Origin of the sequence: Rheinheimera sp., assembly GCF_965283995.1 — a bacterium.
In the GTDB taxonomy this organism is placed as follows: Bacteria; Pseudomonadota; Gammaproteobacteria; order Enterobacterales; family Alteromonadaceae; genus Pararheinheimera.
Genome location: NZ_CBDIQG010000001.1, coordinates 2,340,403 through 2,363,850 on the forward strand (window position 1 = coordinate 2,340,403; position 23,448 = coordinate 2,363,850).

Below are 23,448 nucleotides of genomic sequence, written 5' to 3' on the forward strand. Positions count from 1 at the left end.
CACCAGCAAAGAGTCGCAGGGTTATTTCGCGTAACGCTGTTCTACCAGCGGATAACGGTCCCACACTTTCTGGTCCTGCAATGAACGTAACAGTTTGATGTACTCAGCGTGCGTCCAGGCCAATGGTGTTGCGCCGTTGGTCCCTTCGCCGGACTGATACTGGTAATGGCTGTTATTACCCACGCCATCAAACACTTGTTCCGGCAGCATCAGGCCCTCATTAGCAAAATGTTCCATCGCGCCGACGTACTGCGTGCGCAGTGGCGCCAATTCGGTTTCGCTCAGCTGCGGTTTTTGTATCAATGCCCGGGCCAGTTCATAGTGACCGCGCTCGCCGGAGAAAAATGGCCAGACCCGGCCGCGTTGTCCGGCGGTATTGGTTTGCCCCGGACCATTGGCATAGGCTTCGCCGCTGACAATGTCCTCGCCATAACCATCGATACCATACCGACGCCAGCCAGAGACGGTCTGACCGGCTGCGGTCTGGAATTCATAACGTACGCGGGTCAAGTCCGGCAAAGTCAGGTCATCCATTTCGCCTAAAGTCGCGAGCACGGCCGGATGGTCGGCCTTGCGCACGCCATAACGCACCAGCTCGAGGAAACCGCCATCGACCACACTGCCTTCGCGGGTGTCGGCCTGGCCGTTGCGCAGCTCCAGTGCGCTGTTGTCGTTCGGATTTTCATTGCTGTTGATCCGCAGATAATATTTACCGTCACTATATGGGCCAGCGCCAGGCGCGGTTTTTAGCTGACCCTGTTCGGTGTAGGTCAGCGCTTCCAGCTTGCCGGCAAACTCGTCGGCTTTTTGCTGATAGAGCGCTGCACCTGCACTGTCACCTGCTTTTGCTGCGATATCGGCGGCACTGACCAACCCGCTGATGATGGCAGCCATCGTTGACGGTGAATAACCATATTGTTCTTCCCAGCGTTCCTGCTGAGTTGCCGGTGTTTTCAGCTCGATGTCATTCCAGTCCAGTTTGACTTTGCCGCCATGCGCCAGAAAGTCAGCGGCAGGTTTTAGCATGCTGTGGTACCAGGTGGTGATTTCCGCATCGCTGAGGACCCCGTCCTGCCATAAACGCCAGCCGAGCATGATCGGCATCGCGGTCTGATCCAGCTGAATTCCGACCCATTCCAGCGTGCCGTCGACATGGGTTTTTTGCAGGAACCAGCCTGGTGTGCCCTGATAACCCGGTGTATTGGCATTCACTTGTACTTTTTGCAGATATTGAAACGCCACTTTTGGACTTTCGCTGTCACCGAGCGCCAGCAACGCCATCGCGACCTGATAAAAATCGCGCGGCCAGACCGCCTTGTAACCGGTTTGGGCCTGCTCGGCCGATTTCACTTCGCCCCACGGATTGGATAACGACGCAATCAAAGCGCCGGCATGAGTTTTGTCTTCCTGAGCTTTCAGTACCAAAGCGCTGGCATATAACAATTTACCTTGATCAGTACTTTGCGCGCTGAGGCCGGCAAGCGCTGGCAGGCTTTGCAGATAATCACTCCAGCCGATGGCGTCACCGTCACCGTTGTAACTGGCAAGGACAGTGTCAATGCCACGGTCCAGCGTTTGTTGGGCTTGGGCGCGGCTTTGCTGTGCATTTTCTGCAAATCCGATAACCTGCGTCCAGCTGGCGGATTCACCTTGCTGCAGCGTGGCATGCTGCATCAGCGCGGCGACGTTGCCCTTGCTGTCGCCGGTACTGGCATAGGCGCTAAATTGTCCCGTGCTTTTTAATGTACTCAGACCATCCGATACGCCAACAAAACCAACAGTCCCGTTCACCGGCGCCGGAACAGTCAACAGCGTCAGACTGCTGTTACCATCCTGCGCCTGTAAGACGCCGTCTGACCAGTTTGCACTGTCATTGCTGCCCGTATTGGCCAGTGCCGGGTCGACGTAGGAATACACCGTCAAACCGTTGCTGAGCGCTTTAAAAGTGGTCCGCACCACCATCGATTGACCAGCCGGGTCCGTGAAGTACTGCTTTTCGATTTGATACTGGCCGTTTTTGGCGTTATTGACGACCTGATACGCCAGCGACAGCGGCCGACCAGCGGCATCCTTCGCCAGATAATCGATGTGGCTGATGGTGGCCGTTTTTTCTTCGTCGACAAAATCTTTACCCTGCACTATCAACTGCATTTCACGCAGCTGCGCCTGATGGATCAGGCCCGCCATGGTCTCGGTCAGAATGCCTTGCGCCAACGAGAACCAGACTTTTGAGACGGCACCGGTGGCAGCTTTGTCACTGTAGGCACCGTGCTGATATTGCTCGTAGGAGGTACCGATACCGGTTTTGCCGGCATAAGACCAGGTTGACACCTGACCCGGAGCCCCCGGCGCTGCTGCAACGCCCGGGGCCGGCGCTTTTTGGCAGCCGGTCAGCCACAAAGCGCTACTTAGCGCGGTCAGAGCAAAAAATTTTTTCATGATCAAGATCCTGTAGCGCTGTCTCAGCGGGTTTCAGTTTTCACGGTCAGCACATAAACCGCAGCGATCAGCAGGCTGGCGGCACCCAGCGCCAGCGCATAAATCGCTTCGGCATTAAACAAATGGTTGACCAGCGAACCCAGAATAGTCGCGGCCAGCAGCTGTGGCAGCACGATAAAAAAGTTAAACATGCCCATGTACACGCCCATTTTGCCGGCTGGCAGCACATCAGCCAGCATCGCGTAAGGCAAAGATAAAATTGAAGCCCAGGCAAAGCCGACGCCAATCATCGAGATCCACAACAGGGCCGGGTCTTTAATGATTAAAAACGACAGGTAACCGGCAGCGCCGAGGACCAGATTGATACAGTGGGCGATTTGCAGCGACGTGCGACGGACAATGTACGGGATCACCAATGCGGCCAGCGCGGCAAAGCCATTATAAAACGCGAACAACATACCAACCCAGTCGGCGCCGTCGTTGTAAGCGGCAGAAGTTGGATCTGAGCTGCCATAGTGCACCGACGTCACTGCTGCGGTGGTATAAATCCATAAGGCAAACAACGCAAACCAGGAAAAAAATTGCACGACGGCTAACTGGCGCATCCGGCCCGGCATTTGGTAAAGGTCATCGACAATCTGTACCACCATGCCAAAGTGACCTTTGCCCTTAGCTGCGGACACCCAATATTGCAGCAGGCCAAAGGCCAGTATCGCGCCGCCAAGGATATAGAGCTGCTGATCCAGACTGAACTGCCAGACCAGAGCCAGTGACAGCACGCCGATTATGCTGGCAATGGTGCCAGGCTGCCAATAACGGCGTTGGTTGGCGCCGGCGACTTCTTCTTCATGGGCCTCGCCAAAGGCGGCCAGTTGCGTCGGGCTGTATTCGGTGGAGCGCATCACGGTCCACAGCACCGCAATAAACAGCACAATACCGCCGGCATAAAAGGAATAACGGACTGAGTCTGGAATTTCGCCCGGCGCTGCAGTATTGGCCACTTCAAACCAGTTGGTCAGCATATATGGCAGGGCGGAAGCGACTACTGCACCGATGCCGATGAAAAAGCTTTGCATGGAAAAGCCAAGCGGACGTTGTTTTTCGTTCAGGTTGTCGCCAACAAAAGCTCTGAATGGTTCCATCGTGATATTGATGGATGCGTCGAGGATCCACAACATGCCGGCGGCCATCCACAAACTTGGCGAATTCGGCAGGAAAAACAGCGCCATCGTGGTCAGGACTGCGCCGTAAAAGAAATAAGGCCGACGCCGGCCGAGCCGGTTCCAGGTACGATCCGAGTAATAACCGACAATCGGCTGCACCAACAAACCGGTCAGCGGGCCGGCGATCCACAGGATCGGCAATTCGTCGATACTGGCGCCCAGAGTTTGAAAAATGCGGCTGACGTTGCCGTTTTGCAAAGCGAAACCGAACTGAATGCCTAAAAAGCCGAAGCACATGTTCCAGATCTGCCAGAAACTCAGATTGGGTTTGGCCTGCTGCATAATGATTCCCCGTGATTAGATGGTTTGTGCTCTGTTGTTATATGGGCCTGTGGCTCCGGATCCAGCATAGCAGAATGCGGTTAAGCCTCTGGTTTTCCGCAGAATATGTCAGATAAAACGCAGAAAAAAAGGGGAGTCGATGCTCCCCGCAACTGTGTTTCCAGGAACCTGTGGGTAGTGCGTGCAGGGTAAAAAATCATGCAGGCAGACAACCAGCTGTCTTTGATAACTTGCTTTGCCGGCTACAACAACATGAATACGTATTCAACTGATCGGGATGCGGCGAAATGAGGCGTGGTGCCGGTTAACACCGGGCTGATTGCACCAGTCTGAAACAAAAAAACCGGCCGATGGGGCCGGTCTGACAGATTCTGGTGCAGCGGGGCTGCGGTATGGTTCAGCGATGGAACTGGTTCTCGACCCCGTTTTCCAGCAGAAAATCGCCGAGATCTAACAAGTGCATTTCATCCAGCTCAAGTGTGTCCAGCACCAGATCAGCAATGGCATCCCAGCTGCTGTCATCGGATACACCAAATAAACTGCTTTGCTCGCCGACCATATGTTCCGCCAGTTTTAAAATGGCAAACAGCCTTTTTTCGTACAAATCGGTCGAATGCAACATCAATTCAGGCTGATGATGATAGGCGATCACATTACTGATCTCCGCCGCCAGGCCCCAGCTTTGCGCAATCATAAAACCCAGCATTTCATGGCTGGTATTAAAAAAACGCTGTTCAATTTCGGCAAAGGCCATTTGTTTGCTCAGTCCGACGGTCAGGACTTTCGGATAGTCCGGGAACTGGGCGTGGATCAGCGCCATGCCGGCGTTGTGGAACAGGCCAATCGAATAACAATCGTCGGCACATTCGGAGCCGAGCCGCAAATGCTGTGCGATTAACATCGCCGCACTGCCGACATCCATCGCGCTGTTCCACTGGCGCAAAGTAAATGGGTCGGACTGCCCGTCGCTGAGGGTAAAGCGCAGCACCACACTGGACACCAGCTTGACGACGCGGTTTAAGCCAAGAAACTTGCAGGCATGTTCAATCGAGCTGATTTTCCGGCGCAGGCCAAAATAGGCCGAGTTTACAACTTTGAGAGTAAAACCGGCGATACCGATGTCCATGTTGATCAACGTCGCGATGGTATTGATATCTGGATCTTCGCGTTCCAGTTCTTGCTTAATACGCAGCAGGACTTCAGGTTGTGGGGGAATAGTGAAACCGGTGAGTGCTTGTTCGACCGCTTTCATATCAATAGGTTTGACCATATAGCCAGACTCCGGAAGGCAAAGGACTGATCTGAATAGAGCCTAGTATATCCGCTCTGCGAGCGAACTGCAGTGTCTGATTGGACGCAACCGGCGGGTCTGGCAAACCGCCGGTCGCAGGCTGAGTTGATTTAGCTTTTCAGTTTTTTCAGCTCTTTTTGTAGCGTTTTCAGTTCTTTTTCCAGTTTTTCTTCTTTGTCATTCAACGCCAGAACCGGTTGCAACACTTGTTCTGCGGACGCTTTGTCCTGTTCCTGCAGATGAATTTGCGCTAAGCGTACCCGGGCCCAGGGCAGCTGTTGATTTTCACCGTCCTGATAAAATTCAATGAACTGTTGCAGGGCCTGTTTGCCGGCGGTTTTATCCTGTTGTTCCACTGCAGCCAGCCGGCCAATCTGATACAGATAGCTGAATTTCTGCTTTGGTTTTTCTGCATATTGCGCAGCCTGCTGGTATAAAGCTGCCGCTTCGGCCGCCTGTTTTTTCCCGAGCAGCAGGGCGGCTTTTTGTGCCAGCAGACGGGATTGTTGCGGTTGTTGTTGCAGCGCGCTATCGATCACTTTTAACGCTTCGTCAGTCTTGTCGTCACTGTTCAGTACCAAGACCTGCGCCAGCGGGCCTGCCACCGGATCTTTGTCCGCCAATGCTTTTGCCAGTTTTTTGCCTTCGTCTTCATCACCACCGGCAATACCGGGCGCCTGCAAATAAAAACCAATCAGGTTCAGCTGCAACTCGCCATCTTCCGGCGCCAGCTGCACCGCTTGTTTTAACAACGCCAGACCATCTTTGGCATGGCCAGCAGCTGAAAAAATGCTGGCTTGTTGCGCCAGCGTAAATTGATTCATCGCCGCCAGTTGCAGCAAATCTGCATCTTTAGGGAAAGCTTTGTGGGCTTTTTGCAGAAAATCAGCGGCGTCTTCAGCGCGCTCTAGCCCAATCAGTGCCTGAGCATGCGCTTGTTGCAGCAAGACATCTGAGGCGAAGGTCGGCATCGCAGTGACGTGTTTTTCAATGTTGTTGAATTGGTCTTTTTCCAGCCATCCCTGAATTTGTGCAGCGGATACGTCGGTCTGACTGTGCAGCAATCCGGAGAAAATCGACGCGCAGAGCAATAAAGCAGTTTTCATCAGTAAGCCCTTGTGATTATTTGGTTAACTAAGATTAGCCTGATGGTTACTGTATGCGCGATTTGACTCAGATCAGGTCAGACCTTTGCTCTGGCGCCGACAACGTTCTGAGCAATATTTCACCATTGCCCAGTCCCGTTGCCACTTTTTACGCCAGCTAAAAGGTCGTTGACAAACCGGACAGATTTTTTCAGGTAATGCCAATTTGTGATGCGGCAACTGAATCGCTCCTGAACTGAAAAGTATGGCGCCGACGCACGTGCAGCACAAAAAGTCTGCGTCGTGTCAGTCAGTGCGCAATAGCGTTTAGATAATGGTATTCAGGTACGTGCTATGACAGGAAACGGATGTGCGGCGGATGTGCGGCAACAAAACGGCGAGAGTTTATGAATCCAGATAAGGCCGGCCAGCCATCATCTGTTGCGCCAGTTGCACTTCGGCGTCTTTGTCTTCAAGTTGCAGGTTGGCAAATTGCACATCAAATTGGATCAGGTCGTCTTCGGGCATATTTAATGCGATCAAGCGGTCCGGCACATGACCAACTTGCCGATAGGCGTTAATCGCCACCTGAGCGGCCTGTTCCATCAACATAAAGAAATAACCGAGTGGAAAATCCTGCAGTTCCGGTGCATCCAGTTGCGCCCAGCCGAGTAAATCGCCGCTGATGCTCTCGTCGGCATGGTCGGTAAACAGTAACGAAACTGCGGCAAACGGCGGATTTTCGCCGGATTTATACAAATCAGCGTCTGCTTCATTAAATAACAGCACGTAACCAAAGGCTGGGCAGCCTTCTGCATCCATATCGTCAAAGGCGGGGTCATATACTAAAAACAGGCGATTGTCAGACATGGCAGGCACTCAAAACACAACAGGCCGGCTATTGTACCTAAGGCCGCCGTGTTGCAGAAGCATAAATTTACAGCAAAGGTGGCTTTGTTGCCCGGGGTGCTGATCTTTTGTCACAGCTGGGCTACCATGCGCGCAGCCAATCACTGGAGTCAACTTTGTTATGAGTCAATTTAAACACATTTCAACCAGCGATACATTTTCCGCATTGCAAGCCGGTCAGGTCGTCATTGCCGATATCCGCGATGACCAGAGTTTTGCCAGCGCTCATATCGCCGGTGCTTACCATCTGACCAACGGTACTTTGCATCAATTTATGCAACAAACGCCGCCTGAAACGCCGGTGGTGGTGGTGTGTTATCACGGTCGTTCCAGCCAGGGAGCAGCGCAGTATCTGGCCGAACAAGGTTTTGACACTGTATACAGCATGGATGGCGGTTTCGAGAGCTGGCGCGGGCAATATCCTGTTGCGGCCTTGCAGGAATAACCGGCATGCACAAACTGGCAGTACTCAATTCGGCCGCCGCGGCTCAGACCTTTGCTGATTATTGCCTGAGCCGGCACTGGACTGTCAGTGTGGTGGTACACAGCGCTTTGCATGCCGAGCTGTACTGCGAGGAGGCTGATGTCGCGGCAGTTGAGCCTGAATTGCAGCAGTTTTTGCAACAGCCGGAACTGGACAAATATCGTGATGCCGCCTGGCAACGCAGCCAGCCTGCCGCGCAAACCGGTAACAGCGGTTTGGCAGCATTAGGACAAGGTTTTTTGCAACAAACCGGTCCAATAGTCTGGCTGCTGAGTCTGCCGGCGTTGCTGGTGTTTATTGCGCTGCAGATTTGGCCACAGCAGGTGTTTGAATCTTTGAGATTTTTTCAGGCTGATGAACTCGAAGTGCTGAGTTACCGCTGGTGGAGTCCAATGCTGCTGCACTTTTCAGCATCGCATCTGATGTTTAATTTGCTGGCGCTGTGGATTTACGGTGGTCGGCTGGAAGTATGGCTGGGTAGCCGGCAGTTGTTATGGTTGACGCTGTTGGCTGGGTTTATCAGCAATACAGCGCAATTTTTACTGGTCGGGCCCAATTTTGGCGGTCTGTCTGGCGTCGTCTATGCGATTTTTGGTTTTGTCTGGGTATATGGCTGGCGCTTTCCAACTCAGCCGTTACAACTGTCGAAGCCAGATCTGGTGATGGCACTGGGTTTCCTGGCACTGGGATTTGCTGATCTGCTGTGGGTCAATACGGCGAACTGGGCACACCTGAGCGGTTTTGTCTGTGGCATGGCAGTAGCGATGCTGGCAAGGCGCCCGCATCGCTGACTGATAAACAGATTACTGGTACAGGTATTTGGTGAATAACACGTCCTGTACCAATTCCGCGCCTGTTTCTTTTTTCAGTAATTCATTCACTTTTTGCAGGATCTTCATCCGGACTTCTTCGCGGCCCTGTAACGATTTAATCGTCGTATCCATTTCTTTGCCAAATACACCAACAATGGCATCCAGAATCAGCGGTTCATGATGTTCAATCATCGGCAGAAATTTTTCATCTTTAATCATCAATTCCATTGTGACCCGGACATAACCCAGCGACTTTTGGCTGTCAGAGACATAGTTTGTAACGATATCAGGGTCAAAGCCGTGGTACACCACTTTAGGCTGGGCTGGTGCCGCTGCCGGTGCAGCATCCTGAGCGAAAACAACAGGCACGAACAACAGGAAGATAAGGCCGAAAAGAGTCTTGTTGGCTAACACAGCAGAGTCCGTTTAAGTGATTTGTTAACAAGTTTACCCGAGAGCACTGCAGAACACTATCCTCAGAGTGCAGGGGGGTAGAGAAAATAATCAGCAACATTGTTGATGGCGCTGTCTGGATTTATGGTTGATTTTGCCCGCACTGTCAAAGGCGTTTTTGCTGCTGTCGCTTTGCCGGATGAAATCTGACTGCAGAACTTGTTATGATGCCCGCCTTGATGTGACTGCGGTATTACAGGTGTTTGATTGAGTGATGTCGATATGGCGCCGATTTGGCAGGCAAACTGGTCTGAAAAAATACCAGCAGGGGTTGCGCCAATTTGGCTGGACTGGTTGTTGGAAGCCGGTTCATTAACTGCCCGTTTGCAGCGTACCGGTCGCGCATTTAGCCTGAATTTAGTGCGACAACAAAACATTGAACTCCCTGCATTTTTACAGCAGCGCTGGCATACCCGGCACGGACTGTTGCGGGAAGTGGTGTTATTGCTCGATCAGCAGCCCTGTATCTACGCGCAGAGTTTTTTGCCTGATCACACAGTGCTGGCGCTGCAACCTTTGGCAACGCTTGGTGCTGTGCCACTGGGTCATTATATTTTCACCCAGCCACAGCTCAACCGCAGCGCTATCGAAATTGCTGATTTTGCAGAAGGGCTGCAATTGCCCGGACTTGGCGTGTTGCCACAGCTTTGGGGCCGCCGTTCCTTTTTCACCTTGTCGCAACATGAATTATTGGTGCAGGAGCTGTATTTACCTGCTTTATCGGAGTTTATCAGAGTATGAGCTGGCAACTGACTCTCGCGCATTGGCCTGAATATAAGCTACTGATGCGGTTAGATAAGCCTATTGGCATTTATCTGCTGTTATGGCCAACGGCCTGGGCTTTGTGGCTGGCCGCTGATGGTTATCCGGGTCTGACGATGTTGTTGGTGTTTGGCCTTGGCGTGGTGCTGATGCGCTCTGCCGGTTGTGTTATCAACGATTATGCCGATCGCCATTTTGACGGCGCGGTTGAGCGTACCAAAAACCGGCCATTGGCAGCTGGTCGCGTCAGCAGTACCGAGGCATTGCAGCTGTTCGCGCTGTTACTGGCGCTGTCGGCCAGCCTGCTGCTGTTTCTGAACTGGCAAACAATACTGTTAAGCGGTGTCGCTGTGCTGCTCGCCGCGATTTATCCTTTTATGAAGAGGGTCACGCACCTGCCACAAGTCGTGCTGGGAGCGGCGTTTAGCTGGGGCATGCCGATGAGTTTTATGGCCATTCAGGGCCAGTTGCCGTTGCTGGTGTGGGTGTTGTATAGCGCCAACCTGCTGTGGACAGTTGCCTACGATACGTTTTATGCGATGGTTGATCAGGCCGACGATGAAAAAATTGGTGTGAAATCGACCGCGCGGTTATTTGGTCGTTATGGCTTTTGGATCATCGCTTTATTGCAACTTGGTACGCTGGCGTTGTTAGAGTTTGCCGGTCAGCTGGCCGGGCTCGGCGAAGCTTACAGTTATGCGCTGTTGATTGTGCTGCTGTTATTTTTCTACCAGCACCGGCTGGCACGCCTGGGCCGAGAAGGGTGTTTCCGCGCTTTTTTGCATAATCATTATGTGGGGGCGGTGTTGTTTGCTGGCATTGTGCTGGGGCAGTGATTGACTGTTGAGTGCATTTTTCAGGCATTCTGCCGGCTTCTACACATCCTGACATACACAGATGTTATGGTACTGCGATCCAAATGCAGCGCTTTGCCGTAAGGTTTTCTAAATGGCCAATTCCAAGAGCACTATGCCCGCTTTACATATCCTCGGTTATCTCGGTCTGTTGCCGTTTCTGGCACTGAGTCTGCTGACATTTTTCCCGGTACCGGGCTTTGACGCGCTGGCGATGTTTCAGCGCTACAGCGCCATTATTCTGGGCTTTATGGCGGGAGTGTTGTGGCCGGTCTGGTCGCAGCGCTTGTCCGTTTGGCCTTTGGCCGTTTTCGCCGTCAGTTTGCCGGTACTGAGTTTTCTCGCAGGCTTTTTACCGAATGCCGCGACGCTCAGCGTCGAGTTGTTATTGTTTGTGGTGTTGCGTTTAGGTGAGCGTTGGTTTGAGCTCGATCAACAATACCACCCGGCCTATTTGCAGCTGCGCAAACAACTGACCACAGTTGTGGTCGGCTGTCATGCCGCTTTATTGCTGTTTTTGTTGATGTAAACTCCAAAATATTGCTGTTGCAATTTCGACTTACCGCACGTCCTGTGCATAAAGCAAACCCGGCGGCTGCCGGGTTTGTTTTGTCTATCGATGGTTCGCCATGTTGCGGACTTAATGCATATGCCGATGCCCGGTTCTGGCGCCACCACTGGCGGCTTTGCCGGCAGGTTCAGCAAAATCACGGATAGTCACTGTGGTTTTGGCAAAAGGCTGCACACCAATACGCTGGTAAATCTGCGATGGCACCATGGCTTTGCCTTGCGTGACGACTAACGCCAACTGCCGGATATCGCCGATATTTTTTGTCGGGTCGCCGTCCACCAGCAATAAATCCGCATCAAAGCCAGGTTTGATCTGGCCTTTGGACTCAGCCACTTTGCTGAATTTCGCGCCGTTTAACGTGGCTACCTGCAGCGCCTGCGCCGGGGTTAAACCGGCTTTGACCAGCAGTTCCAGCTCACCTTGCAAAGTAAAACCGGCCAGTTCGTCAGTTCCTGCCACCACCGGAATGCCGGCTTTGTACATCATGCCGACGAACTCAACCATTTTGGCGTAGGACTTGGCGTAGCGGGCTGCGGTCGCGTCATCCGGAATATCCAGTTCGGCACGGGCATAGCCGCGTTGCACATCTGGCGGCAGGTTTTTCACAATGGCGCGCCAGGGTTCACCGACAGTACCGTCGACCTTTTTCAGGAAATCAAAAGTCGCCAGTGTCGGGTCGACTGACAGGTTATTGTCTTTCAGTAATTTGATGAAATCCTGTACTTTTTTGCTTTGCAGGTCTAAATCGGCCACTTGTTTCGCTGGCAGGTAGAAGCGTTCGAGCGTACGGGTATCGGTTTCTGGCTTGACCAGGAAGTTCAGCAGTAACTGGTTGATATGCTGAATTTCGTCAAAACCGGCCGCAATGACATCTTCCGCTTTTAAAAATGCCGGCACATGGCCACTGACGCGCAGGCCGCGACTATGCGCGTAGGCGACAGTGTCTTTTAAGATGGCTTTCGGAAAAGAGTTGTAGATTTTCAGCTGCGGATAACCATGCGCGGCATACCAGTCAATCGCCTGTTTAGCGCCAGCTAAGTCTTTGATCACAAAACCGCTGCGTGACGAGTACGGGCTTTCGCCTTCGAGAAAGCCAGTCGGCACTATGGTCGGAGCCAGCAATTGGTCGTGAGCAATTTCATCGATCATCAGCTGCATATTGGCGTTGTCGTTACCCATATCGCGCAGTGTGGTCACGCCAGCGGCCAGATGTAATGGGCCTTCCCAGCGTGAAATGTGGCCATGCATATCAAACAAACCTGGCACTACGATGCGGTTGGCGGCGTCGATTTCATGCTGCACCGGGCTTTGTAGCGAGCCAGCCGGCACTATTGTGGTGATTTTGCCGCGCAGCAGATAAATGTCGCTTGGCGTACCGACCTGCAGCGTGACGCTGTCAAAGATCCGCGCATTGCGCACGACGGTCAGGCCGTGCAGTTCTTTTGGCAGCTCTGTGGCCATTTTTTCCAGCAACTGAGTTTCGGCTTTAAGCTGCAGAGCCAGCATCGCGTCGGCGTTACCTTGCCAGCCTTCTTCAATCAGTGTCAGATAACCGGGGGCGATACTGGCGAACAGCCGTGGTTTTTCGCCTTTAGTAGCCCAGACAAAATTCGGTTCAAAGCCAACGCCGGTCTGGACCAGCAACTGCACTTGTTGTTTTTCACCGGCATTTTCGACGATGAGCTCGCCAGCAACTTGCTGTTGCAGCGTGCCACTTGGCAGTAATGGCAGGCTGTTTTTACCGCTTTTCGCCATGGCCGCAATAGCAATAGTGGCCAGCTGCGGCGTACCATCAACGGGCAGATACATCGCATTCTGACTGTATTTGGCGCTGCCTTGTTCTTTGCCGGTACTCCAGCGGGCTGTGCCGCCTTCGACTTTAAAAGTCTCATTGACGACGGAGCCAAAGGTTGTTGCGCCTTTGGCCTGATAGTCGGTGATAAAGCCGTCTTTATTCAGCTTAATGGTTTCGTTAATTTCCGGCCCGCGGCCGTTGTCCTTAAAAATAAACCGGACTGAGGTCTCGCCGTTGTCGTTGATATCGACAATCTGCTCACCGGCTTTGACACCGTTGTCGACCAAAATGGTGTATTTGGTTTGTTCTGCCGCCAACGCCTGCTGGGCAAAAGCCAGCATCGTCAGCAAGCTGAGGGTTTTGATTTTCATTAGATGTTCCCGGTTTTTCTCGCTCGAGCAGCCAGCATAATGCAATTTGGCCAATGGTACGCAATGTACTCAGCCAATATGACCGGACTTTTCCGGTCGTTGGTCGCTTTTTGTAACAGTCCGGACAGTGCTTAGTTGCAGAAATCGACCAAAGATCCGGCTGGACGCTTTGGCATCATGCTGCATTGCGGTAGACTAGCGGTTTGCCTTTTTTCCGTGAAGGAATAACCCTGCTGTGTTTCCGATAAGTCCTGTGCAATTACAACTCTGGTTTGATCCTGCGACCTTTCAGCGTGCGCGTGCCTACTGGCAGGCGGGTAAAGTGATCAAACTGGAGTACAACGAAGATTTATCGTCGATCAGTGCACAGGTCTGGGGCGAAGCGTTGGCGCCATACCGGCAATATTTGTCGTTAAAACAACAGGATGGTGATTGGTTTCTGACGGATTCCTGTAGTTGCCCAGTCGGCGGTCGTTGTAAACATGTGTTGGCTGTGTTGCTGAAATTGAAACAATCATGGGAGCATCAGCAGGTTGATTTGCAGCAATTGCCACTGCGCCAGCTGACGCAATGGTTCGCGGACGCCGAGCGTCAGACCGGTCAGTCAGTAGACAGCAACAAGCTGCGCGAAGTGGTGCTTTATATTCTTAGCTACGGCCAGAGTGGTCTGCAGTTGTATCCCCGGCGCGTCAAAAGCAGTAAAAAAGGCGGTTACAGCAAAGGCACGGCGATTAGCGCCCAGGATTTCTCCGGTTATTTACAGCCATATTGGATTGAAGAAGCGGACTTTCGGCTGCTGAATTTATTCCGCGCACAGAATTTAAAAGATCAGGCCCTGCTGGAAGATGACTGGGGTTATGCGCTGTTGCAACAAATCATGGCGACCGGCCGCTGTTATTTTGGCGAAGCACGGCATCCGTTGCATTGGAGCAAAGCACGCCCGCTGCAATTGCACTGGCTGGCGGGCAAAGACGGTTACACGCTGGTATGGGATTTAGGCGACGATGCTGATTTGGAAGTGATTTACACCCAACCGCCTTGTTATCTCGACACCAGCAATTATCAGCTGGGACTGCTGGACACTGAACTGAGTGGCCGCGAGCTGAAGCTGTTATCGCGGATGCCGCCGGTACCGGCCAATGCAGCGGCCGATAGTCTGGTGCGGTTGCAGCAGTTGTTTGCCAATGTCAGCCTGCCCATCCCGCGTGGAGTCGGCTTAAGCCGGCTCGAAGCCGATGCAGTTCCGGTGTTAAAACTGGGCCAGACCGATGGCGGTCAGGACAGAGCGCTGCTCAGTTTTGATTACGGCGGCCATCGGCTGCCGCTGGATTTAACGGCGCATCAGACCGAAATTCAACACAATAACGAACGGCTGTTTATCAAACGTCAGCGTCATATCGAAGTGCAGGCACTGGAGCAACTGACTGAACTTGGGCTGGTCCAGCTGGATCCGGCCAAAGATAAAGCCAGCTTCGGCACCGGCGAAGGCCCGGACAACCCATTGTTATGGCAACAACTGCTGCAAGCCTTGCCGGAACTGCGCGACGCCGGCTGGCGCGTCGAGCAGGACAGCAATTTTAATCAGGCCATTCTGAGCGACCGGCCTTATCTGAAAGTGCAGGACAAAGCCAAAGGCGGTTTCGGTGTCGCCATTGAAGTGGAGGTTGATGGCGTGCAAGTGCCGCTGTTGCCGTTGATCACGCAGTGGTTGCGTCAATATGGTCTGCCGACTGCGCAGCAGGAAATCTGGCTGAAGTTACCGCAAGGCCAGCTGGCATTGCCGGTGAGTTTAATCCAGCCACTGATCGACACTATTGTCGAGCTGCTGAACCTGCAAAAAGACCCGCTGGAATTGGAACTGCCCGACTACAAAGCGGCAATTTTACCGCCACCGGGCGCGGCCGAAGTGAAATACCTCAATGCCAGCCGGGTGGCGAATTTAAGTTCCCAGCTGCAGCAGTTTGATGGCATCGCTGAAGTTCCGGTGCCGGCGCGGCTGCAGGCGACTTTGCGGCCTTATCAGCAACAAGGTCTGAACTGGCTCAGTTTTCTGCGTACCTATGGCCTTGGCGGTATTCTGGCCGACGACATGGGGCTCGGTAAAACCCTGCAGACGCTTAGTTTTATCCAAAGTGAACGGGAAGCCGGCCGGCTGAATGAGCCCGTGCTGATTGTCTGTCCGACCAGTTTACTCGGCAACTGGCAGCAGGAAGCGGCACGGTTCACGCCGGAACTGCGGGTGCTGCAAATCTATGGCAGCAAACGTCAGCATTTGTTTGAACAACTGGGTGATTATGATTTGCTGGTCACCACTTATCCGCTGATCGTGCGCGATATCAAGGTCTACCAGCATCTGCGTTTTAGCCTGGTGGTGCTGGATGAAGCACAGCATATTAAAAACTCCGGTAGTCAGGCGGCACAAGCAGTGCGGTTACTCAAAGCCGGATTCCGCCTCGCCCTGAGCGGCACGCCGCTGGAAAATCATTTGGGTGAGCTGAAATCCTTGTTTGATTTTGTGTTGCCGGGCCTGCTGGGCACTGAAACCTATTTCCAGCAAGTGTTCCGTAAACCTATTGAAAAACAAGGCGATATGGAACGTTCCAATGCGTTGAAACAACGCATTGCGCCTTTTATGCTGCGCCGCACCAAAAATCAGGTCGCGACCGAGCTACCGGAAAAAACCGAGATTATCCAGTTGCTGGAACTGGAGCATGACCAGCGCAATTTGTACGAAAGTATCCGGCTGGTGATGGAAACCAAAGTGCGGGAGCTGTTCCTGAAAAAAGGCGTGGCGGCCAGTCAAATCGAATTCCTCGATGCATTGCTGAAGCTACGCCAGGCCTGTTGCGATGCGCGTCTGGTGCCGATTGAACAGGCGCAGTCGGTTAAACATAACGCCAAACTGGAATGGCTCAGGGACAACGTCCCCGAGATGATTGAAGAAGGCCGTAAAATTCTGTTGTTCAGTCAGTTCGCCAGTATGCTGGGCTTAATCGAGCAGGAACTGCAGTATCTCGGCATCCCGTACAGCAAACTGACCGGCCAGACCAAAAACCGCCAACAACAAATCGACGATTTCCAACACGGCGACAATCCGATTTTCCTGATCAGCCTCAAAGCCGGCGGCACCGGATTGAATTTAACCGCGGCAGATACTGTAATTCACTATGACCCATGGTGGAATCCGGCAGCGGAAAATCAGGCGACCGACCGTGCGCACCGCATCGGCCAGGACAAGGCGGTGTTTGTTTATAAGCTGATCGCCCGCCACACCGTCGAAGAAAAAGTGCAGCAGATGCAGCAATACAAACGTGGCCTTGCTGATCAGCTGTTCGCCGGCACTCAAGGTCAGCCATGGCAAGGCAGCGCGATGGATTTACTGGCGCTGTTCGGCGATGGTTGAGATTGTCGGAGGCTTCAAGAATCGGACTTTATTTTGCACAATGTGTCAGTTATTTTTACTATTTGTGTAAAATTATTTGTTTCATCATATTATTTATTTGTAAATCAATGAATTACAATTTTGCCTTTATGGCACGTCAATTGCTATGACACATCAAAGCATCCGTTTGTCTAATTAAAGGAAATGATATGAAAATCAAGCTGATTGTAAGTCTGCTGGCCGCTGTAGCCCTTAATGCTCAAGCGACAGTAGTTGATTTCGAAGATCTTTCGAGCCTTGCTCCGGTTGGTAATGGGTATGCCGGTTTTAACTGGACTAGTGGTGGTCAAGGGATTTATGCAATTCATAAAAATTATCACCCAGGCTCCGGTTATGATTTGGGTACGGTGTCTGGCTCAATGACTGTATTAAATTGGTATGCCAAAAGCGGTAATGTTATTAGCTTAGCTGGCCCAGGTACTTTTAAGTTCAACGGTGCTTATTGGACATCTGCGTGGGAGAATCAATCAATTTGGTTTTCAGGTTATAAAAACGGCAATCTGTTATATAGCAGCCAAAAATTTGCGCTGGATACAAAAAATCCACTGTGGATCGGTTTAAACTGGAACGATATTGATCAATTGCACATTTTCAATAAAGAAACGAATCAAAGCCACTGGGCTATGGACGATTTCACTTTTAATGAAGAAACAAAAGCCGTTTCTGCCCCTGGCGCTCTGGCGCTGATGGGTTTAGGTTTTGCGGGTCTTATGTTGCGCCGTCGTCGCCAGAAGTAAACACGAACGCGCTGCAACGCGTTTTGTACTGCTAAAGCCGGATCCTTGTCCGGCTTTTTCTTTGGTGTGTTACCCGTGCAACACGCCCTAGCGGTTGTTGCAAACTGAGTCCCTGACAATTGAGACCGATCATCGTGATTAAAAGGGAAACCCGCAGGGCAAATACCTTGCGGGTGATTTAGCTGGCCAACCGCTTTCAAAGCGGTGCATCCACATCTTTAATTGTTACATTGCCATTGATCCGGTTCTCGACCGGCGTTAACAGTTTCACCACTTTATGTGCCTGTTCAGTGCGGGCGAAGTCGACCAGCGGCTGACTGTTACACACCACTTTTTTCACCGCGTTGTCTTTGCTGATGCGATAGGCTTTTAAGGTTTTTACCAGACCAAAGGCGTCGTCCTGGGCGGCTTCCACGCAGACACTCAACACGGCTTGGTCGATATAAGACAGATCGCCTTTGCTGGCGGTGGCGGGCATTGCCAGACTGGTGGCAACTGTGATGGTTAATGCGGCACTGCGTAATAAAGTCATGGTGTTCATTGCGTATCCCTCGGGGTTATTGGCTGGCTCAGGTGCTGGCCGCGTCGTCAGTACAAGCGCGGTGATGGCGGTATTGTCGGGTGGATCGGACGGGTTGTCTGAGCAAAAGGGATGGCAGGCAGCGGGCAGGTGATGAAGTGACCAGCGCTGATTTGGCCGGGATAAAAGGCCGATGTTTGGCGCAAAAATGGCCACGATCGCGTCGGGCGATCGTGGCGTAGCGGTTATTTCTCCAGTTTTAGCGTGTAACTACCGCTGCCACTGACTGCTTTGACCAGTACCCGGTAATAGGCGCTGTTGGCCGCATAACTTAATGATTCTTTTGCCGTGCCTGAAGTGGATTGCGCCACATTGACCCAGCTGGAGCCATTCCAGCGCTGCAGGTATAAATCAAAATTCGCGGTCGCCGGCCCGGTTAGTGTCAGCCGGATAGTGCCGCCACCGTACTGAAAATAACTGTTGTTTGGCACTATCGCCTGCGCGCCACTGGCCAGGGTGCCGCTGTAGGTTTCTCCGTTGGCCGCTGCCACCAACGAAAAGCTGATGGTCGGTGCCGGTGTGCTGATCTGCGCCAACGCAAACCCTGAATCGGTGCCATTCCACCACAGACTGTTGGTGCCTTTGCTGGTCAGCGCATTGGGGAAATTACGGTTAAATTCAGCGCTGCTGTTACCGTCGTATAAGTCGGTGGCATCACTGCGATTGCGTTTGTTTTCCGGGTCGCGCTTGCCGTCGGCGTGCTCCATCTGGATATAAGGTTTCCATTCATTGGAGTTATCACCGCTCGGGTCGACGTGCCAGACTGCCAGGCCCTGGTCTGGCTGGTATTGTTGCTGGCCGCTCTGGTGAATGGCTTCCAGATAAAACGCTTCTGCGGTATTGGCCGGATTGCTCCAGCGATACAGCTGATGGCTTTCTGAGGTATGGCTCAGCAAACCAGACGGCGCCTGACTATTCAGTTTCGGGTTCAGTTCAATCACGCTGTCCCAGCCAGCCAGATGACGTAAGACGCCGACCGGCGGCGTCGGTTTAAATTTGTTCTGCGCGCCAATGGCGCCATAGCCCATCAGGCAAAATGAGGCGACTGAGCCTTCAGAGCTGCCGTCGTAGTCATACAAGTCGGGCCAACCGAATAACAAATGGCCACTTTCGTGGACAAAAGTACCGATGGCCATATTGCTGCCCATGTTGGTGATTTGATAACGCGACGTACAGACGCCGTCAGCACAGAATTTGGGCGACAGACCGCCCATATGTGGCCATAAGCCTTTGGACCAGGCGCTGTCGGCTTCACCGGCATAAAAGAAATTCAGCCCGAGAATTTGTTTGCTGCTGTTGGTGGTCAGTGTAGAAAAATCAAAGCCTTCAGTTTTATCCAGCCAGTTTAACGCTTCCGAGATCAACTCCATTGACCGCACCGATGCCGACTGGCTGTTATCGGCATAATAGGCCTTGTTCTTCTTTGCGGTGTAATAGCGCGTCACGCTGTTCTGATAATCCAGTTTGCCAGCCGACACAGTGCGAAAATAACCGCGTACCGACTGCGCATTGCCAAAGCCGCTGTAATTGAGGTCATTGAGGAAACTCTCGACCTGAGTTTTGCTGATGGTACCGGCCTGATCCGGGAACTGAATAATCACGGTCAGGCCTTTGACGGTAGCCGGCAAAGCGCTGGTACTGATATCTGTGGCCAACACCGCGGCGTCGTCAGCTGGTTCGTCATGCAAATGCGCTGTGTGCTCTGGTTGCAGTTGACCGAATAACTGTTGTTGCGCTTGTTTCACCAAGGCAGCTCTGGCGGCGGCGGATAAACCCGGTTCTGCCTGCAGCATCGATGTTTCTGCTGTAGCCTCCGGCTGATCTGCTTTGGCTTTGGCCGGCGGTAACGCCAGCTGTCCGGTTGATTCAATGCTGTTACCGTCGGCACTGACGCGGCCATAGGCATAACCCTTTAACTGCGCGTCGTAGATCACCAACCGGCCGTCAGCTAACCGTTGTTCGGCGAAAAAACTGTTGCCGGACAAATAGATCGTTAACATGTTTCCGCCGGGTTGGCGGAACTGAAAGGGCTGGTTGGCATAAGGGATTGCGGCTTGGGCTGTACTGACCCAAAGACTGGCTGTGCTGGTCAGCACGGTACTTAATAGCACTGCTGAGCAGGCAGCTGAAAAAGCCTGCAGGCGAAATGTATAAGGCATGGCGGTGTTCCTGTTGCAAAATGTTGGATGATGCAGCTCTGTGGCTACTGGACGGTCTGTGTTAGCAGATCCGGCTCCAGACTAGTCGGTTTTGGCCAGGCAAAGCGGGAACAACGACGGCAAAAAAATGATATTTCTGTGATATTTTTTTGAATTTCGAATGAAAAAGGAACAGGCTTTTATTCTTCAAAAGCCTTCGTTATTCGAAAATATTTATTTTTGAAACAAAATGAAGATTTTTAGGGCCAATCCCGGTAGAGCCACATCAGCTCACAGTACCAGGGCCAGGCAGGTTAGAGCTCGGCCAGCCGGCCTTCCCAGTTTTGTTTGTAACGTCTTGAAGCACTGACCACTTTGCCGTCAGATAAAGTGAACTGATAGTCGTTGTGGTGGGTTTTCACTTTGTGCACATGGTGCAGATTGACCAGAATAGAGCGGTGAATTTGCACAAAATGCGCCGGTAGCCGCTGCAGCAATTCTTTCATGGTTTCCCGGATCACCAGATTCTCTGACAAAGTCTGCACACACATATAGTTGCCGGCCGCTTCAATTACTCGCACATCGATGTCATCCAGCAATAGCGTTGACGCGCCGGTACGGAAGGTCAGTTTATGCGGCTGCGCCACTGCACTGAGCGGCTGGTTTTTGTCCAGCGTGGTCCGCACATCGAGCAGGCACTGCGCCAGGCGCTGGCGCGATACCGGCTTTAGCAAATAATCAAAAGCAAAATGCTCAAAGGCTGAAAAGGCATATTGCTCATAAGCTGTGACCAGCACCAACAGTGGCGGACTTAATGCCGATGCTTTGTTCAATTGCTTCAGGATGTCGATGCCTTTGAGCCCCGGCATTTGAATATCCAGAAACACCAAATCGACTTGGTGCTGCTGTAAATAAGTCAGCGTGTCGTCGCCGTTATCAAAACAGGCATCGATTTGCAGGTTCGGATAGTTGGCAAGTTTGGCTTTCAGATTACTGATCGCCAGCGGTTCATCGTCCGCGATCACCAGCCGGATGGGCTGCATATAACACCTCCAATGGTAAATTCAGCCGGGCGTAAAATCCGCTGGCCGGCTTTAAAAAAGTCAGACTGGCTCGATCGCCAAATAGTAGTTCCAGTCGTTCGCGCAGTTGTTGCAGACTGGCCGGCACTAAGTGCTCAGGCCAGATTGGCGCTTGTGGATCGGTCGCTTCGCTCTGAATGGCAAATAACAAAGATTGCGCGGTGCGTTGCAACACGACCTGTAAATGGATCGGGCCGCTGTGTTCGGCGACAGTTGCCAAAATGGCATGTTCGGCCAACGGCTGAAACAATAAAGTAGGTAGTTGCAGTGCAGGCAACAAAGCAGAAGATGCCGGATCAAGCTGCCATTCCAGCACCAAGCGTTCACCAAAGCGGACCTGCTGAATGGCAAGATAAGCCTCCAGCGCCTGCAACTCTTCTTTGAGCGGCACCCACTGATCATCCTGATTCTTCAGTGAGTGCCGTAAAAATGCCGACAGCTGCTGAATTAAATCTTCGGCGGCAAAGCCTTTGCGGCTGACGATCAGGGAATTCAGCGCATTGAGCGTATTAAACATAAAATGCGGATTAACCTGATACCGCAGCACTTTCAACCGGGCCTGGCGGGCTTGTCGCAACAATTGCTGGCGGTTTTCCAGCTGCTGCAGCGTGAAAAAATTCAGCTTCATCAGCAAAAATACGCCGATCCAGCCGCAGAGTGGCAATAACACCAACTGAATACCCAAGATAAAATAATGGCTCCAGTGCGTGATGCTGTCGGGCCCGCTTTTCATCGCATAATGCGTCAGCAGATATTGTCGCAGCGGGATCAGCAGCAATAACAATGGCGCCAGATACAGCGCGAGGCGTTTCAGTTGCTGCTGCGGACTGATCGGCCGCGCCAGTTCCCGCGCGCCGAGCCAGCCGGTGACACTAATATTAATCACGGTGATCAGCGTATAGGTGGCCAGATACGGGAACGAGGCTTCTTGTTGCAGTGGGATCAGCAAGCTCAGATGAGTGTATTTCACTAACAAATAACCCAGCCAATATAGATTGTGCCAGAACCAGAAACGGGTCAGCTGCAGCGTCGCTGCGGGTGTCGGGCTTATCATGATGTACTCTGTTGTTGCGGCAGCGCGATGGCAACGACAAAACCGGCCGGCAGACTTTGTACGACCAGTTGGGCTTTCTCGCCGAAGTGCTGATAGAGCCGGTCGCGGATATTTCGCAGGCCCACGCCGGTGCCGTGACTGGCCTGCGTTTGCTCACCAGGGCCATCATCCTGCACCGACAGCTGAACCTGCCCGTCCTGCTGACTACCGATAATGGTGATTGTGGCGCCATTTTGCCGGGCTGCCACCGCGTATTTGATCGCGTTTTCTACCAGTGGTTGTAGTAATAGTGCCGGCACCAGTTGTTGTTTCACCTGTTCATCAACTTGCCAGTCCACCCGCAGTTTGTCGCCAAAACGGGTTTTCTGCAGCGTCAGATAGGCTTCAATCGCGCCCAGCTCATCGGCCAGCCGCACCAACGAATCGGGCGAGTGACTCAGCGAATAACGTAAAAAGGTCGATAGTTGTTCCGACATCAGCTCGGCGTCGTCAAACCGTTCCGCTTCCAGCAGCGCACAAACCGAATTCAGTGCATTAAATGTGAAATGCGGATTCAGTTGATGCCGCAATGCCTGTAATTCTAGTTGCTGAATATTCTGCGCCAGCCGGTGTGATTCCTGCAGCTGAGCCTGCTGCTGACAATAACGGTTAAAGCTGAGAAAACCGGCCGCCCAGACAAAAATTTCCAACGCATGGGTGTCGAGCTGCCCGAGTAATAAATTCAGATGAAAATCATATTTTTGCCACAGCGACATACTGGCGTAGTTAAACAGCGGGATGTAGCAGAGCGCGAGCACGGCCGTAGCCAGAAATAACCGTAATGCCGACAACTGCCAGCGATTGGCCACCGTTATCAGTGCGCTAGTCAGGCCCAGTTGCACGACTAAAGCGCCCATCGACAACAAAAAATATTTCAGTTCGAGTTTTTCCTTCCACACCAGCACTTCCAGCAGCAGGTTTATCACTTCAAACGAAGCGACTGCGCACCAGAACCACAGGTTAAAACGAAATAAACGGGCTAAATCCAACGGCATTTGTGATGGCTCTGCGGTGGCTGTTGGCTGCCAGTATATGAACAAAGACC

General features: G+C 52.4%; 20 protein-coding genes. 7 read left to right on the top strand and 13 right to left on the bottom strand.

Annotated features, from left to right (window positions below):
- Nucleotides 1-21 precede the first annotated feature (21 nt).
- From ACQ66Q_RS10625 to ACQ66Q_RS10650, 6 genes are all read right to left on the bottom strand, one after another.
- On the bottom strand, nucleotides 22-2,439 hold the full coding sequence (locus tag ACQ66Q_RS10625; RefSeq protein ID WP_430456773.1) for a glycoside hydrolase family 15 protein: 2,418 nt from the start codon (nucleotides 2,437-2,439) through the stop codon (nucleotides 22-24).
- Between the two features lie 23 nt (nucleotides 2,440-2,462).
- Nucleotides 2,463-3,944 (bottom strand): MFS transporter, encoded by a 1,482-nt coding sequence (locus ACQ66Q_RS10630; RefSeq protein WP_430456774.1) that lies wholly within the window; start codon nucleotides 3,942-3,944, stop codon nucleotides 2,463-2,465.
- A 397-nt stretch (nucleotides 3,945-4,341) separates the two neighbouring features.
- Complete coding sequence (locus tag ACQ66Q_RS10635) at nucleotides 4,342-5,214, bottom strand: HDOD domain-containing protein (RefSeq protein ID WP_430456775.1); 873 nt, start codon at nucleotides 5,212-5,214, stop codon at nucleotides 4,342-4,344.
- A gap of 131 nt (nucleotides 5,215-5,345) precedes the next feature.
- A complete protein-coding gene (locus tag ACQ66Q_RS10640; RefSeq protein WP_430456776.1) occupies nucleotides 5,346-6,341 on the bottom strand; it encodes a hypothetical protein in 996 nt (331 codons plus the stop codon).
- Between the two features lie 72 nt (nucleotides 6,342-6,413).
- Nucleotides 6,414-6,611 carry a DUF2256 domain-containing protein gene (locus ACQ66Q_RS10645; RefSeq protein ID WP_430456777.1) on the bottom strand — a complete coding sequence of 66 codons (198 nt, stop codon included), beginning with the start codon at nucleotides 6,609-6,611 and terminating at the stop codon, nucleotides 6,414-6,416.
- A gap of 114 nt (nucleotides 6,612-6,725) precedes the next feature.
- Nucleotides 6,726-7,190, bottom strand: a complete 465-nt coding sequence (locus tag ACQ66Q_RS10650; RefSeq protein WP_208933034.1) for a hypothetical protein — start codon at nucleotides 7,188-7,190, stop codon at nucleotides 6,726-6,728.
- 160 nt (nucleotides 7,191-7,350) lie between these two features.
- On the opposite strand from ACQ66Q_RS10650, the gene glpE reads away from it, so the two are divergent.
- Together glpE and ACQ66Q_RS10660 are read left to right on the top strand one after the other, a co-directional pair.
- The gene (gene glpE, locus ACQ66Q_RS10655; protein WP_430456778.1) at nucleotides 7,351-7,674 is read left to right on the top strand and encodes a thiosulfate sulfurtransferase GlpE; all 324 of its coding nucleotides are present in this window, start codon (nucleotides 7,351-7,353) and stop codon (nucleotides 7,672-7,674) included.
- A 5-nt stretch (nucleotides 7,675-7,679) separates the two neighbouring features.
- On the top strand, nucleotides 7,680-8,504 hold the full coding sequence (locus ACQ66Q_RS10660; RefSeq protein WP_430456779.1) for a rhomboid family intramembrane serine protease: 825 nt from the start codon (nucleotides 7,680-7,682) through the stop codon (nucleotides 8,502-8,504).
- Nucleotides 8,505-8,516: 12 nt separating this feature from the next.
- Here the strand turns inward: ACQ66Q_RS10660 and ACQ66Q_RS10665 are convergent, their stop codons facing one another.
- Nucleotides 8,517-8,939 carry a flagellar basal body-associated FliL family protein gene (locus ACQ66Q_RS10665; RefSeq protein ID WP_430456780.1) on the bottom strand — a complete coding sequence of 141 codons (423 nt, stop codon included), beginning with the start codon at nucleotides 8,937-8,939 and terminating at the stop codon, nucleotides 8,517-8,519.
- Between the two features lie 246 nt (nucleotides 8,940-9,185).
- Between ACQ66Q_RS10665 and ACQ66Q_RS10670 the strand changes: the two genes are divergently transcribed.
- The 3 genes from ACQ66Q_RS10670 (at nucleotide 9,186) to ACQ66Q_RS10680 (ending at nucleotide 11,123) form a co-directional block, all read left to right on the top strand.
- Nucleotides 9,186-9,719, top strand: coding sequence for a chorismate--pyruvate lyase family protein (locus ACQ66Q_RS10670; protein WP_430456781.1), 534 nt, complete (start codon nucleotides 9,186-9,188; stop codon nucleotides 9,717-9,719).
- Nucleotides 9,716-10,576 carry a 4-hydroxybenzoate octaprenyltransferase gene (gene ubiA, locus ACQ66Q_RS10675; protein ID WP_430456782.1) on the top strand — a complete coding sequence of 287 codons (861 nt, stop codon included), beginning with the start codon at nucleotides 9,716-9,718 and terminating at the stop codon, nucleotides 10,574-10,576. Before ACQ66Q_RS10670 ends, ubiA begins: the two co-directional genes overlap by 4 nt.
- 112 nt (nucleotides 10,577-10,688) lie before the next feature.
- Entirely contained in the window at nucleotides 10,689-11,123 is a 435-nt protein-coding gene (locus ACQ66Q_RS10680; RefSeq protein WP_430456783.1) for a DUF3429 domain-containing protein, read from the top strand.
- Between the two features lie 111 nt (nucleotides 11,124-11,234).
- Here ACQ66Q_RS10680 and ACQ66Q_RS10685 read toward each other — a convergent pair whose 3' ends face one another.
- Entirely contained in the window at nucleotides 11,235-13,331 is a 2,097-nt protein-coding gene (locus tag ACQ66Q_RS10685) for an amidohydrolase family protein (protein WP_430456784.1), read from the bottom strand.
- 235 nt (nucleotides 13,332-13,566) lie between these two features.
- On the opposite strand from ACQ66Q_RS10685, the gene ACQ66Q_RS10690 reads away from it, so the two are divergent.
- Nucleotides 13,567-16,734 (top strand): SNF2-related protein, encoded by a 3,168-nt coding sequence (locus ACQ66Q_RS10690; protein WP_430456785.1) that lies wholly within the window; start codon nucleotides 13,567-13,569, stop codon nucleotides 16,732-16,734.
- A gap of 188 nt (nucleotides 16,735-16,922) precedes the next feature.
- A complete protein-coding gene (locus tag ACQ66Q_RS10695; RefSeq protein WP_430456786.1) occupies nucleotides 16,923-17,510 on the top strand; it encodes a PEP-CTERM sorting domain-containing protein in 588 nt (195 codons plus the stop codon).
- Nucleotides 17,511-17,706: 196 nt separating this feature from the next.
- Here ACQ66Q_RS10695 and ACQ66Q_RS10700 read toward each other — a convergent pair whose 3' ends face one another.
- The 5 genes from ACQ66Q_RS10700 to ACQ66Q_RS10720 form a co-directional block, all read right to left on the bottom strand.
- The gene (locus tag ACQ66Q_RS10700; protein ID WP_430456787.1) at nucleotides 17,707-18,051 is read right to left on the bottom strand and encodes a DUF3718 domain-containing protein; all 345 of its coding nucleotides are present in this window, start codon (nucleotides 18,049-18,051) and stop codon (nucleotides 17,707-17,709) included.
- 224 nt (nucleotides 18,052-18,275) lie between these two features.
- Nucleotides 18,276-20,249: a M6 family metalloprotease domain-containing protein gene (locus ACQ66Q_RS10705; RefSeq protein WP_430456788.1), complete on the bottom strand. Its 1,974-nt coding sequence runs from the start codon at nucleotides 20,247-20,249 to the stop codon at nucleotides 18,276-18,278.
- 293 nt (nucleotides 20,250-20,542) lie between these two features.
- The gene (locus tag ACQ66Q_RS10710; protein WP_430456789.1) at nucleotides 20,543-21,271 is read right to left on the bottom strand and encodes a LytR/AlgR family response regulator transcription factor; all 729 of its coding nucleotides are present in this window, start codon (nucleotides 21,269-21,271) and stop codon (nucleotides 20,543-20,545) included.
- Nucleotides 21,237-22,364 (bottom strand): sensor histidine kinase, encoded by a 1,128-nt coding sequence (locus ACQ66Q_RS10715; protein ID WP_430456790.1) that lies wholly within the window; start codon nucleotides 22,362-22,364, stop codon nucleotides 21,237-21,239. Before ACQ66Q_RS10715 ends, ACQ66Q_RS10710 begins: the two co-directional genes overlap by 35 nt.
- The gene (locus tag ACQ66Q_RS10720) at nucleotides 22,361-23,398 is read right to left on the bottom strand and encodes a sensor histidine kinase (protein ID WP_430456791.1); all 1,038 of its coding nucleotides are present in this window, start codon (nucleotides 23,396-23,398) and stop codon (nucleotides 22,361-22,363) included. The genes ACQ66Q_RS10715 and ACQ66Q_RS10720 overlap by 4 nt, the downstream gene beginning before the upstream one ends.
- Nucleotides 23,399-23,448 lie beyond the last annotated feature (50 nt).

Bases quoted from the DNA above. Each gene is read 5' to 3' on its own strand.
- ACQ66Q_RS10715 (WP_430456790.1), bottom strand. From the start codon at position 22,364: ATGATAAGCCCGACACCCGCAGCGACGCTGCAGCTGACCCGTTTCTGG.
- ACQ66Q_RS10630 (WP_430456774.1), bottom strand. From the start codon at position 3,944: ATGCAGCAGGCCAAACCCAATCTGAGTTTCTGGCAGATCTGGAACATG.
- ACQ66Q_RS10710 (WP_430456789.1), bottom strand. From the start codon at position 21,271: ATGCAGCCCATCCGGCTGGTGATCGCGGACGATGAACCGCTGGCGATC.
- ACQ66Q_RS10695 (WP_430456786.1), top strand. From the start codon at position 16,923: ATGAAAATCAAGCTGATTGTAAGTCTGCTGGCCGCTGTAGCCCTTAAT.
- ACQ66Q_RS10640 (WP_430456776.1), bottom strand. From the start codon at position 6,341: ATGAAAACTGCTTTATTGCTCTGCGCGTCGATTTTCTCCGGATTGCTG.
- glpE (WP_430456778.1), top strand. From the start codon at position 7,351: ATGAGTCAATTTAAACACATTTCAACCAGCGATACATTTTCCGCATTG.
- ACQ66Q_RS10625 (WP_430456773.1), bottom strand. From the start codon at position 2,439: ATGAAAAAATTTTTTGCTCTGACCGCGCTAAGTAGCGCTTTGTGGCTG.
- ACQ66Q_RS10685 (WP_430456784.1), bottom strand. From the start codon at position 13,331: ATGAAAATCAAAACCCTCAGCTTGCTGACGATGCTGGCTTTTGCCCAG.
- ubiA (WP_430456782.1), top strand. From the start codon at position 9,716: ATGAGCTGGCAACTGACTCTCGCGCATTGGCCTGAATATAAGCTACTG.
- ACQ66Q_RS10720 (WP_430456791.1), bottom strand. From the start codon at position 23,398: ATGCCGTTGGATTTAGCCCGTTTATTTCGTTTTAACCTGTGGTTCTGG.
- ACQ66Q_RS10660 (WP_430456779.1), top strand. From the start codon at position 7,680: ATGCACAAACTGGCAGTACTCAATTCGGCCGCCGCGGCTCAGACCTTT.
- ACQ66Q_RS10650 (WP_208933034.1), bottom strand. From the start codon at position 7,190: ATGTCTGACAATCGCCTGTTTTTAGTATATGACCCCGCCTTTGACGAT.
- ACQ66Q_RS10700 (WP_430456787.1), bottom strand. From the start codon at position 18,051: ATGAACACCATGACTTTATTACGCAGTGCCGCATTAACCATCACAGTT.
- ACQ66Q_RS10635 (WP_430456775.1), bottom strand. From the start codon at position 5,214: ATGGTCAAACCTATTGATATGAAAGCGGTCGAACAAGCACTCACCGGT.
- ACQ66Q_RS10705 (WP_430456788.1), bottom strand. From the start codon at position 20,249: ATGCCTTATACATTTCGCCTGCAGGCTTTTTCAGCTGCCTGCTCAGCA.
- ACQ66Q_RS10680 (WP_430456783.1), top strand. From the start codon at position 10,689: ATGGCCAATTCCAAGAGCACTATGCCCGCTTTACATATCCTCGGTTAT.